The sequence below is a fragment of the Epilithonimonas mollis genome, from assembly GCF_900142325.1.
Classification (GTDB): Bacteria; Bacteroidota; Bacteroidia; order Flavobacteriales; family Weeksellaceae; genus Epilithonimonas; species Epilithonimonas mollis.
Genome location: NZ_FRAM01000001.1, coordinates 1243721 through 1263564 on the forward strand (window position 1 = coordinate 1243721; position 19844 = coordinate 1263564).

A 19844-nucleotide genomic window follows, 5' to 3' on the forward strand; every position below is an offset into this window, starting at 1 on the left:
AAATATTGTGTCTCTAAACTTGTCACATCATTCTCATTTTGATATCAGCTAAACTGTCAAAAATCATTAACATAGATAAAATCACAAATTCAATTCATTCTAAATTAATTTTAAAATCCGTAAATTTGAAGCCTCAAAGAATAAAAAATTTTATGCTGACGAAATCAAAAGTTCAGGATTTTCTGAAAGAGATAGAAGTGGACGACCTTGTGAGTAATTTCCAGGTGATGGGTGATGATGTGTATATTGACATGACCGCTCATTCGCCGGCGATGCATGAGAAGAAGAAACTGGAAGTTGCGATGAAGCAGGCTTTTGCTTCAGAATTTGGAGAACATATTAATCTGAAATTAAAAATTGCTTCTCCTGAATTGCCTGCAACACCCGTTACCAATGAAATCAAAGGAAAACAAATTCCGGGAATTCAGAACATCATTGCAGTTGCTTCCGGAAAAGGTGGTGTCGGCAAATCTACCGTTGCGGCAAATCTTGCGGTAACGTTGGCAAAAATGGGTTTCAAAGTTGGACTATTAGACGCTGATATCTACGGCCCATCTGTCCCGACAATGCTTGACACAGAGGGCCAAAAACCAATTTCTGTAGAGGTGAATGGCAGAAATCTCATGAAACCAATCGAGAACTATGGTGTGAAAATGTTGTCGATCGGATATTTTTCCGGAGCCAACCAAGCGGTAGTCTGGAGAGGACCAATGGCTTCCAAAGCATTGAATCAGATGATTCGTGATGCAGATTGGGGTGAATTGGATTTCCTTTTGATTGACCTTCCTCCGGGAACTGGCGACATCCATCTTTCTATTATTCAGGAAGTTCCTGTCACAGGTGCTGTGATTGTAAGCACGCCTCAACACGTTGCTTTGGCGGATGTGAGAAAGGGAATTGCAATGTTCAATATGGAAAGTATCAACATTCCCGTATTGGGACTGATAGAAAATATGGCTTATTTTACACCAGAGGAGTTACCTGAGAATAAATATTATATCTTTGGTAAACAAGGTGCTCAGTTTATGGCAGAAGATTTGGGAATTCCGGTTTTGGGAGAGATTCCTTTGATTCAAAGTATCAGAGAAGCAGGTGACGTTGGAAGACCGGCAGCCCTTCAGGAAAACTCCATAATTTCCGACATCTATATCAAAACGGCTCAAAACATGATTGAGAGCCTTGTAGAAAGAAACACAAATCTGCCTCCGACCGAAGCAGTGAAAATCACAACGATGGCCGGATGCTCGCCTAAAAAATAATATAATGAATAATATCAATCAAATTCAAGAAGAACTGGTAACCAAAGTGATGGACGCTTTGGAAAGTATTCGTCCGTTTCTGAAAAAGGATGGCGGCGATATTGAATTAGTAGATGTCCAGGAAGACAGAGTCTATGTGAAACTACTAGGAAACTGTTCCAGCTGCGGCATCAGCAGTTCTACAATGAAACTGGGTGTGGAAAACACCATCAAACAATTTGCTCCCGAGATACAGGAAGTAATCAGTGTTTAAAAAATAAAATCCCGATTCAAATAGACTGAATCGGGATTTTATTTTTTCTAAGTACTTTTTATTCTACAATTTCTGCATCGATGATTTTTGTATCAGGATTGTTTTTCTGGCTTTCCCAAATTAAAAATTTATCGACTTCTTTCATCAATAAAGGAATCGCTAAAGCTAAGATAGCCAAATCATCCAAAGCACCAATCACTGGAACAAAATCCGGAATAATGTCGATTGGCGAGATGACATAAAGTAAAGCTAAAGCCGGCAGCAGAATATCTGTAAATTTCATTTTGTATTCGCCTTTGTAATACAATTTTATCATCCTGAAAACAGATGGAATCTTTTGCAAAAATCCTTTATGCTTAATTGCCTCCTGTGCCAGTTTAAATTTTGAATATTTCATTTTTTGTTTTTGTGTTTATTCTATTTTAACGAATCAAAGTTCTCAAATTCTATTCCAATCACTGAATAGAAAATCGTAATGTTTTGTTAATTAACAATTGGTTACGTCAGTTTGTCCGTCAGTTTTGCAAATTGTTTTTCTGCATTTTTTCCTTCATATAAAATATCATAGACTGCATTGATAATCGGAAGCTTTAGTTTCTTCTCTTTACAGATGGCATAGATGCCGTTGGTCGCATAATAACCTTCCGCAACCATGCTCATCGACTGGATCGCAGACTTCACGGTGTATCCTTTTCCAATCAGGTTTCCCAGGTTTCTGTTTCTCGAAAATAATGAATAAGCCGTTACGATCAAATCCCCGAGATAGGCACTGTCATTAACATCTCTGGGCTCAGGATAAATCGCTTCCAGGAAAGTTTCCATTTCACGAATGGCATTAGAAACATAGACTGCTATGAAATTGTCTCCATAGCCCAATCCGCTTGCAATTCCAGCTCCAATAGCATAGATGTTCTTAAGAATTGCAGAATATTCGTTTCCAAGTATATCGCAACTTGTATTAACCTTAATGTAATGAGAAGATAAAATCTCCTGAAGAACTTCAGCATCTTCTTTCTGTGCCACAGCAACAGTAAGATAAGATAAACGTTCCATCGCAACCTCTTCTGCGTGGCATGGACCGGCGATGACCGCCTGGTTTTTGAACCCGATTCTGAATTCATCTTTCAGGTAATGGGCAACGATATCATTATGTTTCGGAACAATACCTTTGATGGCTGAACAGAATAACTTGTCCTGATATTCGCAGGTCATTTTCTCCATAGAATCTGCCAAATATATAGAAGGAACTGCCAGAATAATAACATCAGAATGAGAAACAAGCTCATTGATGTCTGTCGTGATATGCAGTTTTTTTAAGTTGAAAGAAACGGTTGTCAGATAGCTTGGATTGTGTCCGCGCTGTTCGATGGCACCTTTCACAAACTCATTACGGACACACCAATTGACAGTTTTGCAGTTTTCTGCAAGCATTTTTACGATAGCTGTCGCAAAACTCCCGCTTCCGAGAACGCCAACACGCACATTATGAGAGGATTTAGTCAATTTCTTAGTCATGCTTTTTCTTCTTTTTCATTGGTACAAATCTAATGCAAATTATGTACTTACATCAATCAAAACATCCTTTAACAATAAATTAAGAATAATTAACTTTTATTAGTTCAAATTACATCGTTAACATTGACTGACATTGATAAAAATAAAAATTACTTACTTTTGCAGTCCATTTTAAAAAATCTGTTAATGGTTCAGTTTCTGAAATCGAAGAAGAAAAAAAATATCGTTCTTACATTACTGTTGATCGCTTGTTTTGTTCAGTCCGTAATTATTGCAAAACTTTACAACGGAAAAGATGACAAGGTTTATGAAGTCAATCTCGTAAAAATCAATAACAAAAAAGACAGCGTTGACCATCTTCAGCTGAAAACCGATCTTGCACTGGTGGATCAAAGCATCCGAAGCATCGACGGATTTCTAAAATCGAAAAATGTTTCTGACCTTAGAATAGAAAAACTGGCAAAAGACAGCTTGGAAAATGAGGTTTACCTGGCAAAAGTCAGCAACAGATACAGTCAGTATCTGATCGATCTGGAACAGAGACTACAGCAGATCCCTTTGGGAATCCCGACCGACGGTTATATCTCTTCCAATTTCGGAATCAGAAAAAACCCCATTCCGCCAAAATCTACAGAAGTTGCTAATAATTCCAGTATTGCCGAAGAAAAAGACAGCCTGGGAAATGTCATAAAAAGACAGGCTATTGTAAAAGAAGACAGAAACGCATCCAGCAACGCGCCTGCCGAGAAAGACCAGATGCAGTTTCATAAAGGACTGGATGTTGCAGTTGCTTATGGAAGCCCTGTCAAATGTGCGGCATCCGGAAAAGTGATTTTTGCCGGCGTGAGAGGCGGCTACGGAAACTGTATCATCATAGAACATGGCAATGGATTAGCGACTTTGTATGGCCATTTATCAGAAATCATGGTGGAAGCCAATGACAGGGTAAAAGTGGGTCAGATCATCGCCAAGTCCGGGAATACAGGCCGTTCGACCGGGCCTCACCTTCATTACGAAGTACACAAAAACAATCAACCGGTTAACCCGAGATTATTCCTGAATTTTTAAAAGTTATTTGCCATCCAAACCAAACATAAAAAAAACGCTCCAGATTCTGGAGCGTTTTTCAATATATTCTTGAATAAAAATTATTTCTTCAATGCTTCAAGAAACTCATCGTGGGAGATTTTTGTTTCTTTCTTTTTAGATTTCTCAAGGATAACGTCCTTCAGTTTTGCCATTGCAACTTCAGAAGAAATTTGTCTCACCTGGTTTTCGTCTTTCAGCATTTCTGCCGCATATTTCTGAACTTCATCATCTCCTAAATGGTGGATTCCGTAAATAGCGAGCTGGTTTCTTACCAATTGCTCAGCTTGTCCAAGAACTTCTGTATAATCCAGTTGGATGTCATTATCATTCATCAGTTTTCCTTCAAGGATCTGTCCTTTGATAATGTTTTTCTCATTCTCAAGGATTTCTTTTGCATGCTCTTCGGAAGTGATATTCTGGTTAGAGAACAACAACCATTTGATTAAGAATGCCTCTGGCAATTTGATCTCTTCTTTTTCGTTCACCTGCTCCAGAACTTTGTTTACGAAATGTACATCCGCATTTTGCTGGAAATATTCGTCCAATTCAGTTTTCACTCTAGCTTTCAATTCCTCCTCAGTCGTGATAACATCTTTACCGTAAACTTTGTCAAACAACTCCTGGTTAAGTTCTGCAAGTTTCAATCCGTAGATATCTTTTACAGTAACTTCAACCTCGTTGTGATGAAGATGTTCTGCTTCTTCTTTGCTGAATCCTAATTGTTTGGCCAATTCTTCTTTAGCAGCCAGGTCTTCTTTTGATACTTTTACAGAATCGTCTTTTTTCAATTTTTTAACCAGATCGTAAGCTTCTTTCTGTTCTTTAGAAATAGTTACGTTTTTTGGCTGGTGGTGGTGCTCACCTTCTGCATCAGCTTCCACAACCTGAGAGATTTCCAAAGCTACGTAAGAATCCTTAGCGATTTTTTCCTCAGGCAATCTTTCAGCAAAACGTTTTTGCATATTTTCTACACTTGTAGAGATCTCTTTGTCAGACGCTTCTACTTTGTAATGAGGAGCTTCATATTTAGTCAGATCTACAGTGAAGTCTGGCTCGTAACCCACTTCGAAAGCAACAGATAAAGAATCTGCATTGTGATCGAAACCGTTAACAGGCTGAGGAACCGGTTGTCCTACTAATCTTAATTTATTTTCAGCAACGTAGTTATTCAACGCTTCAGAGATCTGCTTGTTGATTTCTTCATAAGCAATACCTGCTTCATATTGTTTTCTCACCATACTCAATGGCACTTTCCCTTTTCTGAATCCAGGAACCTGTGCATTTTTAGCATAGTTGATCAGTTGTTTTTCAACTTTTTCTTTATAATCAGATTTTTCCAATGTTACTGTAAGCAATGCGCTCACCTCGTCATGGTTTGTAGCTGTAACGTTCATTAATTGAAATTTTTAGGTTGCAAAAGTAGGTAAATTCTGAGGAAATTCAAAATTATTTACTTCCTTGATATTTATAAAAAATCATAAAGTTTTCGCAAAAAAATAAAGATGCCTTTTGGAAAGACATCTTTATTTCAACATATTAAATAAATATTGGATTAATGTGCATCCACAGTAATATCAACATCTGTTTCTCCTCCGGTGGTCTGACCTAATTGGTTAGATGCAGAAGGATAATTTTGATTAACTGTTGCTGGACCGTGAATTAATTTGATGTTCATTTTTCCCGTTTCCTGTGTAGAATTAATGGTCCATTCTGTTCTAAGACCTAATTTTTGTCCATCTGTTCTTACAATATCGTTAGCAGCTCTCACTACAACAATATCCGCATTAGCAGGATTGAATGTAATAAAATGATGATCTTTCTCTTCCTCTATCTCATCCGAAGAGTGGTAATGATCATCGTGCTTGATTTGGAAATCCAATACCGCTGTATAAGTATCACCAGCATGCAAATGCAAATGCCCATCTGCAACACCAGAGATTACACTGATAGTTTGAACATCAGAAACATTTGCTTTATTCGTCAAAGTTAAAACCACTTTTCCAATTTCATCGTGCTCGTGTACATCTTCTGGAACTTCGTCATCGCTGTTTCTACAAGACAAGATAAAAAAGGCTACTAAAAGTGCTAGTGTAATATTTAATAATTTTTTCATTTCGATTTAAATTTTAAGTTTGTAATAATTAAAAGTTGTATTTCAGAGTCACTACGAAGTTTCTTCCCGGCTCGAACATATAATATCTCAGCCTGTTCAGATATTCGCGATACTCCGTGTTAAACAAATTGTTGATTCTGAAATTAAGATTCAGATTTTTGTATAAGTCCGCCCCGATGGTAGCATTAAATAAAGTATAAGCTGCAGGCGTAGAACTAAAGTCAATAATGGCATCTATGATTTGTCCATCCTTTATATAAGTAAAAGGAATATCAGTCACAGGAAAACGATTCTGTTTAAATGTATTGTCATTTTCTAAAGTGATATAAAAATTCTTAGGCTTACTCAGATTCAGTTCAATTGAATTTCTCAATTTGGTCGGCATCATTAGGATCAAAGGTTCATTATTAGAAAGATCGTCACCTCTCAAAGTACTGAAACTTGATTTCCATTTTAGATTGTCCAAAATAGATAACTCTGCATCTGTATCCACACCAATCATTCTGGCTTTAATTTGCTGATAGGTCCAGATAGGGAAAGCACCTCCTCCTGATCTGTTAGATGACTCATAACCTGTTGGGATTTGATTAATAAAACTATCAGAATACATTAAATATGGATTGATTTCTAAATGTAAGCCTTTAAGAATATTAAAGTTTCCGACAAAAGAAAGATTAAAATTATATAGTGCTTCTTTCTTTATCGTAAGATCACCTCTTTCAATAATTGCCGCAGAATGATGCAATCCGTCAGCAAAAAGTTCGGCAGGATTTGGTGATCTTTCAACTCTTGACAAATTCAGTTTGAATTCATAATTCTGAGTAGGCTTATAATCCAAACCAAGATTGGCAGAGAGGTTATGATAATCCAAAATAGGTCTTGTCAAAGTTCTGCTACCAGATTCCTGAATGAAAAATTGTGGAAAGATCGCAGCGAAATTGGCTTCCCATTTATCCGAATCATAATATTTATAGGCATCATATCTGCTGAAATCATATCTCACAGCAGCTTCAGCATTCATTTTTGAACTGAATCTATACTTGAAAACAGAAAATGCGCCTGCATCATATCGGTAATAATCTGGGATCAAACGTCTTGCTTTAGTGGCCGGATTTGGATAATTATCCTGGTAACCTGCAGAAAGTCCACTTTCCAAACTCCAATTGGAGCGTTCCAGCAAATGGACCAAACTGGCAGAATGTGTTATTAACCTCAAATCCATAGATGGAACATTTAATAACTCTCCTCTCCTGATATCATATTCTTTCCTGTGATTGATTTGAAAGCTATATTGAAAACTTAGTTTTCCAAAATTCTCAAATCGTTTGTAAGCAAAAATCTTTGCAATATGATGTTCAACTTCCTGTTTAGGGTTATCAATATTATAACTGAAGTTATCCAGATAATATGGCTGACTAAAGTTGATAGCATTATAAAAATCTTCAAGACTCGATAAGTGCGCACCTTTGTAAATCCCGAATTCCTGATTGGTACCACTATAAGAAACATCAAAACCTTGTAGGAAACTGTGCTTCCCAAACGCAAAATTGAAAGAGTTAAATTCTTGCCCTGTATTCTGCAACGTATGATGCGGAACATATTGGTCTCCTGTTTTTCTATAAGTTCCACCAGCTTTTACAAACCATTGGTTTTCCCAAGACTTGATAACAGTAGCTCCCAACTCACCTCCTCTTCCATTAGAAATACCGGAAAGTCTTATGTTACCCATTACTGTATCTTTCTTGGGCAATATCGCAGGCTCCAAAACGACAACACCGCCAACACCTTCGTTACCATACTTCAAAGCGGAAGCTCCTTTTACAACATCGATGTGTTCAAAATCGTTGACATCGATATTCGGAGCGTGCTCTACTCCCCATTCTTGCTCAGCCATTTTCACACCATTGTTCAGGATAGAAATTCGGCTACCGTACAATCCGCGGATGACAGGTTTTGTAATATTATTTCCTGTTTTCAAAGCGGTTACTCCGGAAAGTTTTGACAGCAGATTTCCCAGGTTTTCTGTGGAATTCCTATCAATATCCGTTTTATCCAGCGTGCTCATAATCACAGAACCTTTGGTTTTGTGACTACCGTGGAGCGTAACGGTTTGTATCTCGTTGGTATGATGTTCCAATGTGATTGCCAAATGCAAGTCTCTATCGACTTTTACATTTTCAGTATAATCGTCGCAGAGAGGATGCTTTGCGAACAGCTGATGCGACCCTGCAGAGATGTTACTGAATGAAAACCTTCCTTTTTTATCGGTTTTCGTGGTAAATTTCCCTAACGTTACAACAGCATTTTCCAGCATGGTCTTATCGTGAAAATCCTGAACAGTTCCTTCTACAGAATAGCTCTGCGCAGTGACTAATGAAAGTCCAAAAAAGACCAACATCAGATTTATAATGTGTTTCATTTTTAAAATGTGTTATGTAAAAAGTACCAGGTACTTATTGAGTAATTTGAACTTAATTATCGAAGTAATTTTGGAACGTAGAATGGTATCCAGCCCGGTTTGAGTGCAGCTCTTCTTCTTTTTTGCTAAAAAGAAAAAAACGGGAACGGAAGACGGATCAAGCTGCCCTGATAAAACTGTTGTTACCCAACAACAATATTGAAAGTTGCCAAAATGGTCTGATAAAATTAATTCAAAGAAGTTCTCAATGGATTATTGAGAAAATTGGAATTTAAGAAAGTGCGGGCGGACCCCGAAGCTGAAAGGTAAATTTGGTTTGTTCCCAGATTTTTTCCTGAGCGGAGATGATCTGCTCGGTTTGCTGTGTGTGGTTCTCAAAATGAAAAGTAAACTGCTCCGGAACCAGCGTGTTGCCCGTTGCCATAAAATGACATGCGAGACAGTCGCCAGATTGATTATTCGAAAGCACCTTCGTAATAGACTTTTCTGTTTTTTTGGAACCTGAATCTTTGATAAAAGACTCGCCCTTGTGGTTATGTAATTCTGAAGAAAACAAAACCACAAAAACATAGATCACGGTGAAAAATACCGAAATGATTTTCTGAAATTGTTTGTTTGTCTTGTTCAACATAGCCACAAAGGTAGAAATTTTTTGCAACCCAAAGATATAATTATGCGAAATCCGATAAAATAAAGAAAGGCTTTTAAAATAAATTTATAAATATAATCCTGAAAAAACTGCTTAGTCCGCCAGATCTGCGAGAGAACATATTCATTTATTTCTCTTCCTCAAAATACAAACGGTAATACTTCCCCTTTTCATCCTGCCCCGTTTCTATCATTTTACGGTCACCGTGGATGTAGATATGGAAGTTTTTATCCAGCTTGATGATCGATTTGAAATGTCTCTGCTGCTTTTTGACAGCCTGCGTATTGATCGGGAAATCTTCCGAGATCGAGATCTGCATATCCTGCTCGTAGTCGGATTTGAAATTGGAAAAGCTTTCGATCACATTTTCATCCTCCAAAACTTCCTTCACAAAATCATCGTATTTAAACGCCTCCTTTTCCTTGAAAAAATTAATGGACTTGTTAAGAAAATCCGCCTGGTCAGCCTTACTCACCTCGAATTCCTGCGGCAGTTGCTGCGTGATAAAATCTTTATAAACACTCAGCGTCTCCTGCGTGTGGAAATATTCGTCGTCGCGTTGTTTCACTTTCAGAAAATCCTCAAACCAGTAGTACATATCACCGTTCTTGTTGTTGTCAACTACAGACAGGATATACCCGCTTTCTTTGTCATTGTTATAGATCAGAGCCGCTTTATCGATCTTTGACAGGCTGATGCCCTGATCTCTTTCGATATCAAACGTTTCATTCTTAGGAAAGATTTTCAGAAAAGATTCTCTTTTTTCGGTTTTGAAAATCCCGATGGAATCGATTTGTTTTGGTTCGCCTTCTTCAGTTTCAATGGGCTCGCCCTCAAAGTAAACAATAAACAACTCACCCGCCTGAACTCTCGGGTTTTCCGCCGCTTCGTAAAGATGTTTGGCGATGTTTTCAGATTCCCATTGGAACTTAGCTTTGTCTTCAAAGATTTCTGACACAGAACTGTAAACCGGATTATTCACCAGGTAAGAGTCACTGTAAAACTGGAACTGTTCTTCGGATTTGAAAGCACCCATAAAATAATTACCGAGCAATTCCTTCATATCATCTTCCAGCTGAAGCTCCTCCTGGGAGAGCATCAGCGACTCACCATTGATTTTATTCCCGACTCTGTGAACTGTGATTTTTGAAAACATTGTTTTTGTTTTAGGATTGCAAAGATAAATTATTCCTGCTCTTTGACGAATGAAAAAAATACCTTAAAAGTGGTATTTTATAATAATCTGATACATTCTACTTTTGTCCTGAATGATAATAGAAACTTTTAACCATGAAAACTCATTCTTTTTTAAAAACCTTCCTTTTTCTATTTTGCCTGCTTTTGGTAAACAATTGTAAAAACGACAACGGAGTCGAGGATGAAACCGAAAGCATTGTAGAAACATTGAAAGCAGCACGTTATCAGATCATCACCTTTGATGCAAAGGGTGCTATATATAATCAGGATTATGATATTACAATCGACGGCAAAAAAACCAAAGGTAAATCCATAGAAAATGATAAAATTACTATTTCCATCCCTTATGATACAAAACTAGGTGCCAACACGATGGTGATTTCAAACCTGAACCAAACTATTCCCATTGAGATCAGTGACACAACTCTGGCAGACACCCCAAAAAATATAATTAATGACTATTTATCCTTAATAAATACCTACACCGATAACCTGGAAAACAATGAAAGCACATCTTCTCTGAAGTCGAATATCCTCAATTTCAAAACCGTTTTCAATAATGCCAGCGAAAAAGACCAGGCAACAGCCGCAAAATTTTACCTGGCCAACAAAGACTTATATCAATATATTTTAAAAGAAAACGTCCTGAAAATTACCGACGACGATCCGAATGCTTTGGGAAATGAAAAATTACTGAAACTAAAAGCGTCCATGTATTTTCTCGGTGTCTGTGGTGTAGCACTGTGGATTCTCCCGGATCCTATAGAAAAAAGTATAGCAGCCGTAGGGGTGTTGATCTGCCTTAACAAATGCAAACAATACGCCGGTGGATTTGCAAACCTGAAACTGGTTGTTCTTAATCAGTTTATGACTTCAAATAAGGCCGAAATAACATTCACGTCCGAGCAAAGCAAAATCCTGAACTATTCTATGAGCAGAAGAAGTGTCACCAGTCAGGACCAGTCCAACGCATCCTCTTTTCCAAATTTTACAAACTTCTTCTCTCAGTTCTCATCGCTGAAAAATTGGCATTCAAAAATAAATACCCAACTGGATTGGATGAACAAAAATATCCCGTTCTGCAACTTTACAATCACCGATCCTCAGACTTTACCACCAGCTGCAACGCCTGCTGACCTTGCAGCCACCAAAGCAATGTTTGACAAAACCAGATTTTCCGTGGCCAGTACAGACGTTGCGCTCGACAACATAAGCTTTGACAGTGAAGGCAAAATAAAAATGAACCTCAAGCTCAAGAACCCAACGGCCACAGTACCGGTAACCACATACGTAACGGTGGATTACAATGATGATTACAACAAAATCTCCAACAGATTTGATGTGAAAGTCATCCCTAAAAACGCATTTACCATAGAAGGCAACTGGAAGTTTACCATCATCGAAAATGAACCTGCGGATCAATGGAATACAGATACTTACACTTGTCCCGGGCAAAGAGAGGATCAGTTTTTCAGTGGCCAGGCAACCTTTACGGCCAACACAATGAAAATAAATATAGCTGAGAAATACAGGTATTACAATTACGGCCCGCAGTGCAATATATTGGAATATAAAGAACCCACCGGTTGGCAGACAATAACGGCAAATCATAATAACACCATAGAAGCCAATAGCTTAAAATTAACCGGCGGAACAGGTATCAATGACGAAAACTACACCTGGTCATTCAGCGACGGCGTTATAACAATCCTGGATCCAAACACCATTACCCTGACCTACTCATTTTATGACGGGTACGAAATGGTAAATATGTATTATAAGCTAGTTCGGCAATAGTTGCAATAATAAAAATCCCCAAGCTCGCACTTGGGGACCACACAAACAAACAGGTTCTCAGGGATTAGGGTCTTCTTCCCCTTTCCCTTCAACCCTCACTTTCGAGATCAGTTTCGCAATCGTATAATCATCCTTTTTCACCGTATTTTTAAAAACCTTTTTGCCGTTGTTGCTCACTTTGGAGATATAGCTGTAAGCCGCTTCAAACAAAGCCTTATTCGCCTCCACCAGAGTTTTTCGGTTACTGAGGATGCCAATCTGCTCAGCATTCCAAGCCTCCAGTTGCGGAAGGATAGGTGGAAAATATGACAGGAAATCTCCCGGCATATTACCCGCATCCAGCGCCGCACGGTGGCTCTCCAGATAAGGCAGCACCTCACGCAGATCATACACCGCACCCTCGATATTTCTCCTCGTCAGCTTCGTTCTGATACCCGATATAGAAGCAGAGTCCAGACCCGCATCTTTTACATAATCCAGCAGGAACAGCAGTCTTTCATTAGCCTCATCCGCCAGACCATACAATTGCCTGGTCACACTTTTCAGTTCCTCCGTTTTCGCCAGTACCGATGCCGTTCCCCGCACCGCATCAATAGCATTCTGAAAATCCGTCAAATAATCCGAATCCATCATCTTATAATGCCCCGCCAACTCCACCTGGTCTCTGCTAAAACTAGCAATCAGCGCATCGCCAATCGCCGGATACTCTTCATAGTTTAAGTTTGAATGTGCCATAATTATAATTGTGTTTTAATTAATAATTCCCGTTTATATATTTAAAATTTTTCTTGAATTCTATAAATAACTTTTCAACTGTTTTATCTATTCCATCTAATTCACTCTTGTAACAGTCTACTTAAGTCTTGTAATAGCCGACTCAACTCTTGTATCAATCTACTTAACCTCTGTAACACTCTGCCTAAGTCTTGTAATAGCCCACTTAACTCCTGTAACAGTCTACCTAAGTTCTGTAACAATCTACTTAAGTCTTGTAACACTCTACCTAACTCCTGTAACAGTCTATATAACTTCTGTATCAATCTACTTAACCTCTGTAACAGCCCACTTAACTCATCCGACTATCAACTCAATATCTCAGATACCCAAATATATTTACAATTTAAATCACATACAAGTATTTTTTTAAATTAATTTAATCATAATTATTTAATTAATTTAAATTATAAACAACTAACAGCTAATATAATTAACAAAAATCAACCAACTATAGATTTATGATTGAATTATATAAAACAATAACCCATTATAGAAACATATCACCATCAAAACACAAAATACTTTATCTTTGACAAAATCACCACTCCGAATGAAACACTTCTCCCGAAAATCAGCCCTGATATTATTTTTATTAATGACTTTCTCAGCTGCAAAAGCCCAAACCATCGAACAGGAAATTGCCAAAAAATCCTGCGAATGCATCCAGACAAAGCTATCTTCAGACGGACAGATCACCAAAGCCGAAGTACAGAACTGCATTTCCAAAAGTGGTGACGAAGTACTGAAATCAAAAGATCCTCAGGAAGCAAAAAGAATTACCAGAAATATGCAGGCTTTTGTGGAACGGCTGAAAACCGTTTACAAACTGGTAGAAAAATGTTTACCCCAAACCGGTTACAAATAAAAAATCCCCAAACTCTCGTCTGGGGATGTCATTTTAATTTTTCTTTACAAAAAACTGTTTTATTTTTTGGAGTTCTGCTTTATTAAGATGGGATGTTTTCTCAAGCTTCGCCAGGAAAAAAGCGACTTCCTCCTCAGATGCCGGCGATCCGATATTTTCTCCCTTGTCATCAAAAGAATCAGCCAGCACTTCTCCTTTCGGATCTATCATCAGCCAGAACGGAAGCCCTGCAGTTTCTCCTTTATATTTGTTCATCAGTTCCTGCCCGCCCGGATTTTCCAGGCTTTTCTTCTCACCACGCTCCTGCACATCCACATAAGCCGTCACATAGCTCTTCTCAAAAAGTGGTTTGGTTGCCGGAAGGTTCATATTCTTCTCCATCAGTTTACACCAGCCGCACCAGGATGCGTGAAACACCAACAGGACATTTTTATTTTCAGCTTTTGCTTGTGTCAGCGCTTTATTGAGAACCTCATCTGCTTTCTCCTGCGCAAAGTTCAGCTGAACGGCAAACAATACAAGAAGCATGATAATTTTTGAAATCTTCATTATTTTAAATATTTACTGTAAACGAATTTAGCAATTATTTCTGCAAATAAAAAAACCCAGCAGAAGCTGGGTAAAAACTAATAACCATGAAAACTCAATTAAACATGAGAATCGATCCAACTATAACAATAACCACACCATCAAGTTTTAAAATTTCTATAAAAAATGTTATTTTTATGTTAAAAATAAGCGGTCAGCCTTAATCCCAGAGAAAAATAATTGATTTTTTCTTTGGCCGAAGCATCATTGAAATCCATATTCATTTCCTCATCAGCTTTTAAGATTTCATTGAATTTGTAGGTGATTCTGGATTGGGTTTGTGTGTAATCTGCATATGCTGTGATTCCTAATTCGGGATTTAGTTTGTAAGTAAAAGCGACGCCACTATTCCATCGAAACCCATTTGAAGGTTTATAGTCTGCAACTTCGAATTCATTATTTGGCAAATCACTGAATATCTCATTTTTAAAAAATACTTTTCCATTCGCTGCAGAAGAATGACCAAAAGTGGTCTTCAGCATCATTTGCCATTTATCAGAAAAATCATAGGAATAATATGGTCCAATCCCAACATTTAGAAACCCTAAAGATTGTGTCACAACATCAAAATTAGTGGTATAGCCATCGTCCAATGGAAAACGAATCCCTTTTACGGGAAAACTGCTAAAACTGAAATTGGCTCCAACTCCCCAGTTTTTGGAGAAAAAATAAGCACCTTCTAGACCAGCCTCGAAACCTGTCTCCTTTTTGTCATCAAGTTCAGATTCTTTTAAGAAGTTGTTTATAGCGAGAGCGGAACCAAATTTCAGTGAAAGAAAAGAAGGATTGCCATTTCCATCGAAACCGGCAAACAACCCTAAGTTATCTCCTTTGTTTTTATAAATTTTATCAATAAAAAAATATCCAAGCTGCGTCGAAAGAATTCCTATACCAGCTCCGGCAAGCACATCGGAAATCCAATGTCTGTTGTTAAGGTTTCTGCCAATACCTGTAAAAGTAGAAGCGGCATAACCTCCAATACTGTAAGCGGGACTTGCCAAGCCATATTCTTTATGTAAAAATGTAGCATTGGTAAAAGCCATAGAGGTATGACCTGATGGAAATGAGTTGTTGCTGGAACCATCCGGACGTTCTACTTTTGCCGTATATTTTACCGAATTGACAATGATTCCCATAATGGCTAAACTTGTGGCGTAAGATAATGTCGCTCTTCCAGCATTATTCCTTCCTTTGACTCCCGCTAATTTCAATCCATAAACAGTTGCAGCCGGGGCATATTGAAGATAGTTATCATAGGGAACTTTAAAATCGGGGATATATCTGTTTCTCATTTCCCTGATTTTTTTTCTCTCGCCCCAAGTTCCTGCAGATGCTGAAAATAAGATTAAAGGTGCGATAGACATTTTAACACCATCTTTCTGAAAGAATTTTTTTGAATTGCTGGAATTGTCTTTTTCAAGTAATAATGACATACTTGTAATTGGTTGGATTTTGATAGAATCCTGAGCATCCAAAGACTGAATCGAAAAAGCCAATGCTGAAGAAAAGAATAGTTTTTTTATCATAGAAATTATTTGGTTTTCTGATAAATCTCCTGGTCGCCTTCTATATTGCCCAATCTAGAAATAACAAGTTGTGAGTCTGATAATTTTTTAATTAATAATGTATCCACAAACGAAGAAGTCTCTCTCACCCCGGTTGTATGTCCCCATATAAACAAGGTATCTTTCGAAGATAACCATTTTTCATATTCCATTGTATTGATATTGATAGAATGAGCCGTTTGGTTATCATTCAATTCAAAACCTTGTTTGTTTTCTTCCTGTCCCGGTATTGGCTGTACCCATTTTCCATATAATCTTTTATCAACTGCGGATGTCTGTGTTTTGAGCTCAGCTTTGGATGTTTTTTCAGACGGCGAATTACAAGATATTATTAATAAGACAGACATTAATAAAGTAAGTGCTTTTTTCATTTTTATGATTTAGAAGTTTTAGAATAATTTGAAAGAGCAACGGATGATTGTATGTATTACAATTTCCCCATCAAAATAGATATACAATATTGTATTTTTATAAAACCATTTTCTGTTGATGCTATAAGTCCAAAGATGTGCATGATAAAAATTAAATTCTTCACCAATCTCGTGTATTACCTCTTTTTTTGTTTTTCCAATCAGATGATCATACGAACTTTTCATATCTCTGGATTTAAAACTAAAGCTATTAACATTTTGTGTTGGTTAACACCAGCATACAGAATTACTTTTATAATTATAATAGGACTATTATTTTACAATGGCTATTTTACTCGGGAAAGTCTTTAGAATTTGAGATGCAAGCAATACAGCATTTTTATCTTTTTCTTCTATCGTGTTTGCTAAATTTCCAGTTCTTTTGCCTTGCCAAATCAGTTTCTTTTTTTTGGCATCAAGAATATCTATAAACAAAATCCCTTGAGTAATGGTCGAAACGGTTTGGTCAGAGTGTCCAGATCCCCATCCCCAAGTTCGTTTATAGCTGCTCCCGCTATAATAGGTACTGATGTTTTGTGTTTCTGTAGAATCTGTAACGAGATTAATCAAAAAATCCGGACTGTCATTTTTAACATAACCTTTCCGCGTCATTTGTTCATCAATAGCGGATAGAATTCTTTTTTCATCAATGTCCGAAAGTTCATCTTTAGTTTTATCTGCCTCCCAGTAATTATAGGTTTTCAATTTTGAAAAATCAACCGTTTTATCATAGTCTGTAGCTACATCTGTCTTACTACAAAACGTCAAAAATAAAAGTGTAAGCATGGTAAAATTTTTAAGAAGTCATAATTTATTTTTCATTTATGTTTTTTAAGAATCGTCTGTTTCCAACCAAAAAACTCGATTTGAACCAATTAGGATTTTTGATCATAAAATAATAGACTGAATAAATCCCAATATCTTATAAGCAATTATCAATTTTGATTTTCGATGAATTTTGATTGGAAAAAACGAAATCTATTTTCTAAAGAAAAAATGTTACTCCAATTCTAAAGGTGTTCACTTTATCTGTAAAATTTGGAAGCCACCCAGCATTAACTTTAAACTTATTCGGGATAATGATTTGATTGACATCTACTTCCGCCTGCCAGATCGCATCAGAATGAATAAACATCACACTCGGATTCACAAAAGCAAAAGTACTTTCACTGAATTTCAGACTTATATTGGACTGTACTTGTAAACCGCTCTTTTTGGGCTCTGTTAGATAAACATAACTCGCTCCCGGGAACATTGAAAAGTTTTTGGAAAATACCAGTCCGGCAATCAAACCAGCGGATAATGACCAAGTTCCGCCACCTAATCCGTGAGCAGATTTTCCGGTAGGAATATAAATATCTGCAAAAGGTGCTAAAGCAATCAGGGTCTTATTATTCATTCTTTGCACGTTGAAATACCGAACCCTTGTATCTGATAATCCAAATTTCTTGGTTTCGTTGTTATACAGAAAAGGCACTTCTGCCAATAACAAATTATCTTTATTTAATGCATATTGAAAGTTGAATCGTGTACCATATGTGCTGTATCCTTTATAAGAATTCAGTTCCGCTTGAGCATTTACTTGCGTATAAAGGTTGGTGGGTTTTGACGGATCAATCTTCTCTTGAGAAAAAATAAAAATTGACATTGTTGCAAAACATAAAAAAAACAGTTTTTTCATTATCTGATTAATTTTTTAAAAAAATTATTATTTATTAGGTTCTAAAGCTGTATTTGCTTTTGCACATTTTCCTAGATAGGCTAAACTTGACTTCGGCGTTCTAATTTGTGTTTTTGGATCTACATGAATAAGTCCAAATCTTTTAGTAAACCCGTGAGACCATTCCCAATTGTCCGTGGAAGACCAATACATTAATCCCGAAACTTTTATTCCTTTCTTAATGGCTGCATGTACCGCTTTCAGATATTCTGATATGTATTTTATTCTTTCAGGATCGTTCACAACACCATTCACTGGAGCCGGATCATTAAATGCAAAACCTGTTTCAGAAATGAGAATTTCTGGAGCACCATAATCGTTATGAATTCTTTCTAAAGTTTCTACAAGACCATCAGTAACTACTGGGAAATAAGCAGTTCTTGGATACTTTGCCGGTGGCATATCCTGTGCTATTCCTACTGGCGATGCCGGATCTGGTTTTACATAATATGCAGTGTAATAATTTAGCCCCAGAAAATCGGGATTACTAGCGTACAAAGTTTCCATATCGCCCGCTTGAACAAAAGGAGCCGCCATTGGCTTTACAACATCACAATAATCTTTTTTCCCATAGATTGGATTCATAAATGCCCTGTTCCATACCGCATCCATAAAATCTATTGCTTTTCTATAATCTGGAGTATCTTTGTTACCTCTTACTGGCTGTACATTAATTGTAGTTCCAACTTTTGAAGTTGCAGGCAAATTAGCGCGTGATGCCGATATCATTAGCGCCATTGCCAAATTCTGATGATGAATTGCCGCTCCTAATGCTTTGATCGATTTGACTCCTGGAGCATATTTTCCAACACCATATCCTTCCAAAGCTGTTGTGTTTGGTTCGTTCATCACAATCCATTGTTTCACACGATCGCCATAACGTTTTGTTACAATATCAGCATAATCTGCCATGCGCTGGCTCATGTCTCTATATCTGAAATCCCCCACCCAAATTGGACAATCGGTATGCTCCATCGTTACAATTGGCTGGATATTATGCTTCAACATGGTATCAATAATTCTATCGTAGGTCTCCAAACCCTTTTCGCTAGGTTTCCCAGAACCATCAGGCTGAATTCTTGCCCAAGACATAGAAAATCTAAATGCCTGGATCCCCGCATTGGAAAGTAGTTTTATTTCGTCTTCATATCTCGTTTCAAATTCTGTACATTTATCATTAATGGAGCCATCTTCTATCTGGCCAGACCAATCTGCGAAAACATCCCAATCTGTACGAGCACGACCTTGGCGGCTTTCTACCTGTGCAGCGGCAGAAGCAACTCCCCAAAGAAATCCTTTCGGAAACTGATAGTTTTTCCCATCAATATTTAAATTGTGTAATACGTCTAATGGATTTGACGGAATCATTAATCCTAGCCCTGCTAGCGAACTTGCTTTTACAAAATCTCTTCTTTTCATTATATTATATTTAGTTTTAGTATTATTTCTATACGATTTATACGCTGTCATAATCACTTTTTTTGTCTGATTGATATACAAACCTGACTATTGAAATATATTCCCTAACAATAACCCAGTGAGATTCATACAAGCGTATTTTTACTATTTGGCTAAATTACAGTTGATTATTATTTGAAATTGTACGATGTTTTTTCAGACCATGTAGA

20 protein-coding genes are annotated in these 19844 nt (G+C 37.3%); 5 read left to right on the forward strand and 15 right to left on the reverse strand.

Annotated elements, in window-relative coordinates; translation table 11 throughout:
• The first annotated feature begins 152 nt into the window (after positions 1-152).
• Both BUA97_RS05520 and BUA97_RS05525 read left to right on the forward strand, forming a co-directional pair.
• Entirely contained in the window at positions 153-1259 is a 1107-nt protein-coding gene (locus BUA97_RS05520; protein ID WP_072996816.1) for an Mrp/NBP35 family ATP-binding protein, read from the forward strand.
• A gap of 4 nt (positions 1260-1263) precedes the next feature.
• Positions 1264-1512, forward strand: a complete 249-nt coding sequence (locus BUA97_RS05525; RefSeq protein WP_072996817.1) for a NifU family protein — start codon at positions 1264-1266, stop codon at positions 1510-1512.
• A gap of 58 nt (positions 1513-1570) precedes the next feature.
• On the opposite strand, the gene BUA97_RS05530 is transcribed toward BUA97_RS05525, so the two are convergent.
• Together BUA97_RS05530 and BUA97_RS05535 are read right to left on the reverse strand one after the other, a co-directional pair.
• The gene (locus tag BUA97_RS05530) at positions 1571-1909 is read right to left on the reverse strand and encodes a YkvA family protein (protein ID WP_072996818.1); all 339 of its coding nucleotides are present in this window, start codon (positions 1907-1909) and stop codon (positions 1571-1573) included.
• A gap of 101 nt (positions 1910-2010) precedes the next feature.
• Complete coding sequence (locus BUA97_RS05535) at positions 2011-3027, reverse strand: NAD(P)H-dependent glycerol-3-phosphate dehydrogenase (protein WP_072996819.1); 1017 nt, start codon at positions 3025-3027, stop codon at positions 2011-2013.
• Positions 3028-3213: 186 nt separating this feature from the next.
• Here BUA97_RS05535 and BUA97_RS05540 point away from each other — a divergent pair, with 186 nt between their 5' ends.
• Entirely contained in the window at positions 3214-4095 is an 882-nt protein-coding gene (locus BUA97_RS05540; protein WP_084081261.1) for a M23 family metallopeptidase, read from the forward strand.
• Between the two features lie 80 nt (positions 4096-4175).
• Here BUA97_RS05540 and BUA97_RS05545 read toward each other — a convergent pair whose 3' ends face one another.
• From BUA97_RS05545 to BUA97_RS05565, 5 genes are all read right to left on the reverse strand, one after another.
• A complete protein-coding gene (locus tag BUA97_RS05545) occupies positions 4176-5510 on the reverse strand; it encodes a trigger factor (RefSeq protein ID WP_072996820.1) in 1335 nt (444 codons plus the stop codon).
• A gap of 158 nt (positions 5511-5668) precedes the next feature.
• A complete protein-coding gene (locus BUA97_RS05550) occupies positions 5669-6229 on the reverse strand; it encodes a hypothetical protein (protein WP_072996821.1) in 561 nt (186 codons plus the stop codon).
• A 28-nt stretch (positions 6230-6257) separates the two neighbouring features.
• Positions 6258-8648 carry a TonB-dependent receptor gene (locus BUA97_RS05555; RefSeq protein WP_245795805.1) on the reverse strand — a complete coding sequence of 797 codons (2391 nt, stop codon included), beginning with the start codon at positions 8646-8648 and terminating at the stop codon, positions 6258-6260.
• Positions 8649-8919: 271 nt separating this feature from the next.
• Positions 8920-9279 carry a hypothetical protein gene (locus tag BUA97_RS05560; protein ID WP_072996822.1) on the reverse strand — a complete coding sequence of 120 codons (360 nt, stop codon included), beginning with the start codon at positions 9277-9279 and terminating at the stop codon, positions 8920-8922.
• Between the two features lie 145 nt (positions 9280-9424).
• Positions 9425-10453, reverse strand: coding sequence for a nucleoid-associated protein (locus BUA97_RS05565; protein ID WP_072996823.1), 1029 nt, complete (start codon positions 10451-10453; stop codon positions 9425-9427).
• A gap of 134 nt (positions 10454-10587) precedes the next feature.
• Here BUA97_RS05565 and BUA97_RS05570 point away from each other — a divergent pair, with 134 nt between their 5' ends.
• On the forward strand, positions 10588-12291 hold the full coding sequence (locus tag BUA97_RS05570) for a hypothetical protein (protein WP_072996824.1): 1704 nt from the start codon (positions 10588-10590) through the stop codon (positions 12289-12291).
• Positions 12292-12348: 57 nt separating this feature from the next.
• Here the strand turns inward: BUA97_RS05570 and BUA97_RS05575 are convergent, their stop codons facing one another.
• Complete coding sequence (locus BUA97_RS05575; protein WP_072996825.1) at positions 12349-13026, reverse strand: hypothetical protein; 678 nt, start codon at positions 13024-13026, stop codon at positions 12349-12351.
• A 592-nt stretch (positions 13027-13618) separates the two neighbouring features.
• Between BUA97_RS05575 and BUA97_RS05580 the strand changes: the two genes are divergently transcribed.
• Positions 13619-13933, forward strand: a complete 315-nt coding sequence (locus BUA97_RS05580; protein WP_139258237.1) for a hypothetical protein — start codon at positions 13619-13621, stop codon at positions 13931-13933.
• 33 nt (positions 13934-13966) lie between these two features.
• Here the strand turns inward: BUA97_RS05580 and BUA97_RS05585 are convergent, their stop codons facing one another.
• The 7 genes from BUA97_RS05585 to BUA97_RS05615 form a co-directional block, all read right to left on the reverse strand.
• On the reverse strand, positions 13967-14482 hold the full coding sequence (locus tag BUA97_RS05585; protein ID WP_072996827.1) for a thioredoxin family protein: 516 nt from the start codon (positions 14480-14482) through the stop codon (positions 13967-13969).
• A gap of 179 nt (positions 14483-14661) precedes the next feature.
• Entirely contained in the window at positions 14662-16047 is a 1386-nt protein-coding gene (locus BUA97_RS05590; protein WP_072996828.1) for a phosphatase PAP2 family protein, read from the reverse strand.
• Positions 16048-16052: 5 nt separating this feature from the next.
• Entirely contained in the window at positions 16053-16457 is a 405-nt protein-coding gene (locus BUA97_RS05595) for a lipocalin family protein (RefSeq protein ID WP_072996829.1), read from the reverse strand.
• Between the two features lie 18 nt (positions 16458-16475).
• Complete coding sequence (locus BUA97_RS05600) at positions 16476-16682, reverse strand: hypothetical protein (protein WP_072996830.1); 207 nt, start codon at positions 16680-16682, stop codon at positions 16476-16478.
• A gap of 87 nt (positions 16683-16769) precedes the next feature.
• A complete protein-coding gene (locus tag BUA97_RS05605) occupies positions 16770-17282 on the reverse strand; it encodes a DUF4136 domain-containing protein (RefSeq protein ID WP_072996831.1) in 513 nt (170 codons plus the stop codon).
• A gap of 199 nt (positions 17283-17481) precedes the next feature.
• Positions 17482-18144 carry a hypothetical protein gene (locus BUA97_RS05610; RefSeq protein ID WP_139258239.1) on the reverse strand — a complete coding sequence of 221 codons (663 nt, stop codon included), beginning with the start codon at positions 18142-18144 and terminating at the stop codon, positions 17482-17484.
• 60 nt (positions 18145-18204) lie between these two features.
• The gene (locus BUA97_RS05615) at positions 18205-19584 is read right to left on the reverse strand and encodes a glycoside hydrolase family 1 protein (RefSeq protein WP_084081279.1); all 1380 of its coding nucleotides are present in this window, start codon (positions 19582-19584) and stop codon (positions 18205-18207) included.
• Positions 19585-19844: the final 260 nt, after the last annotated feature.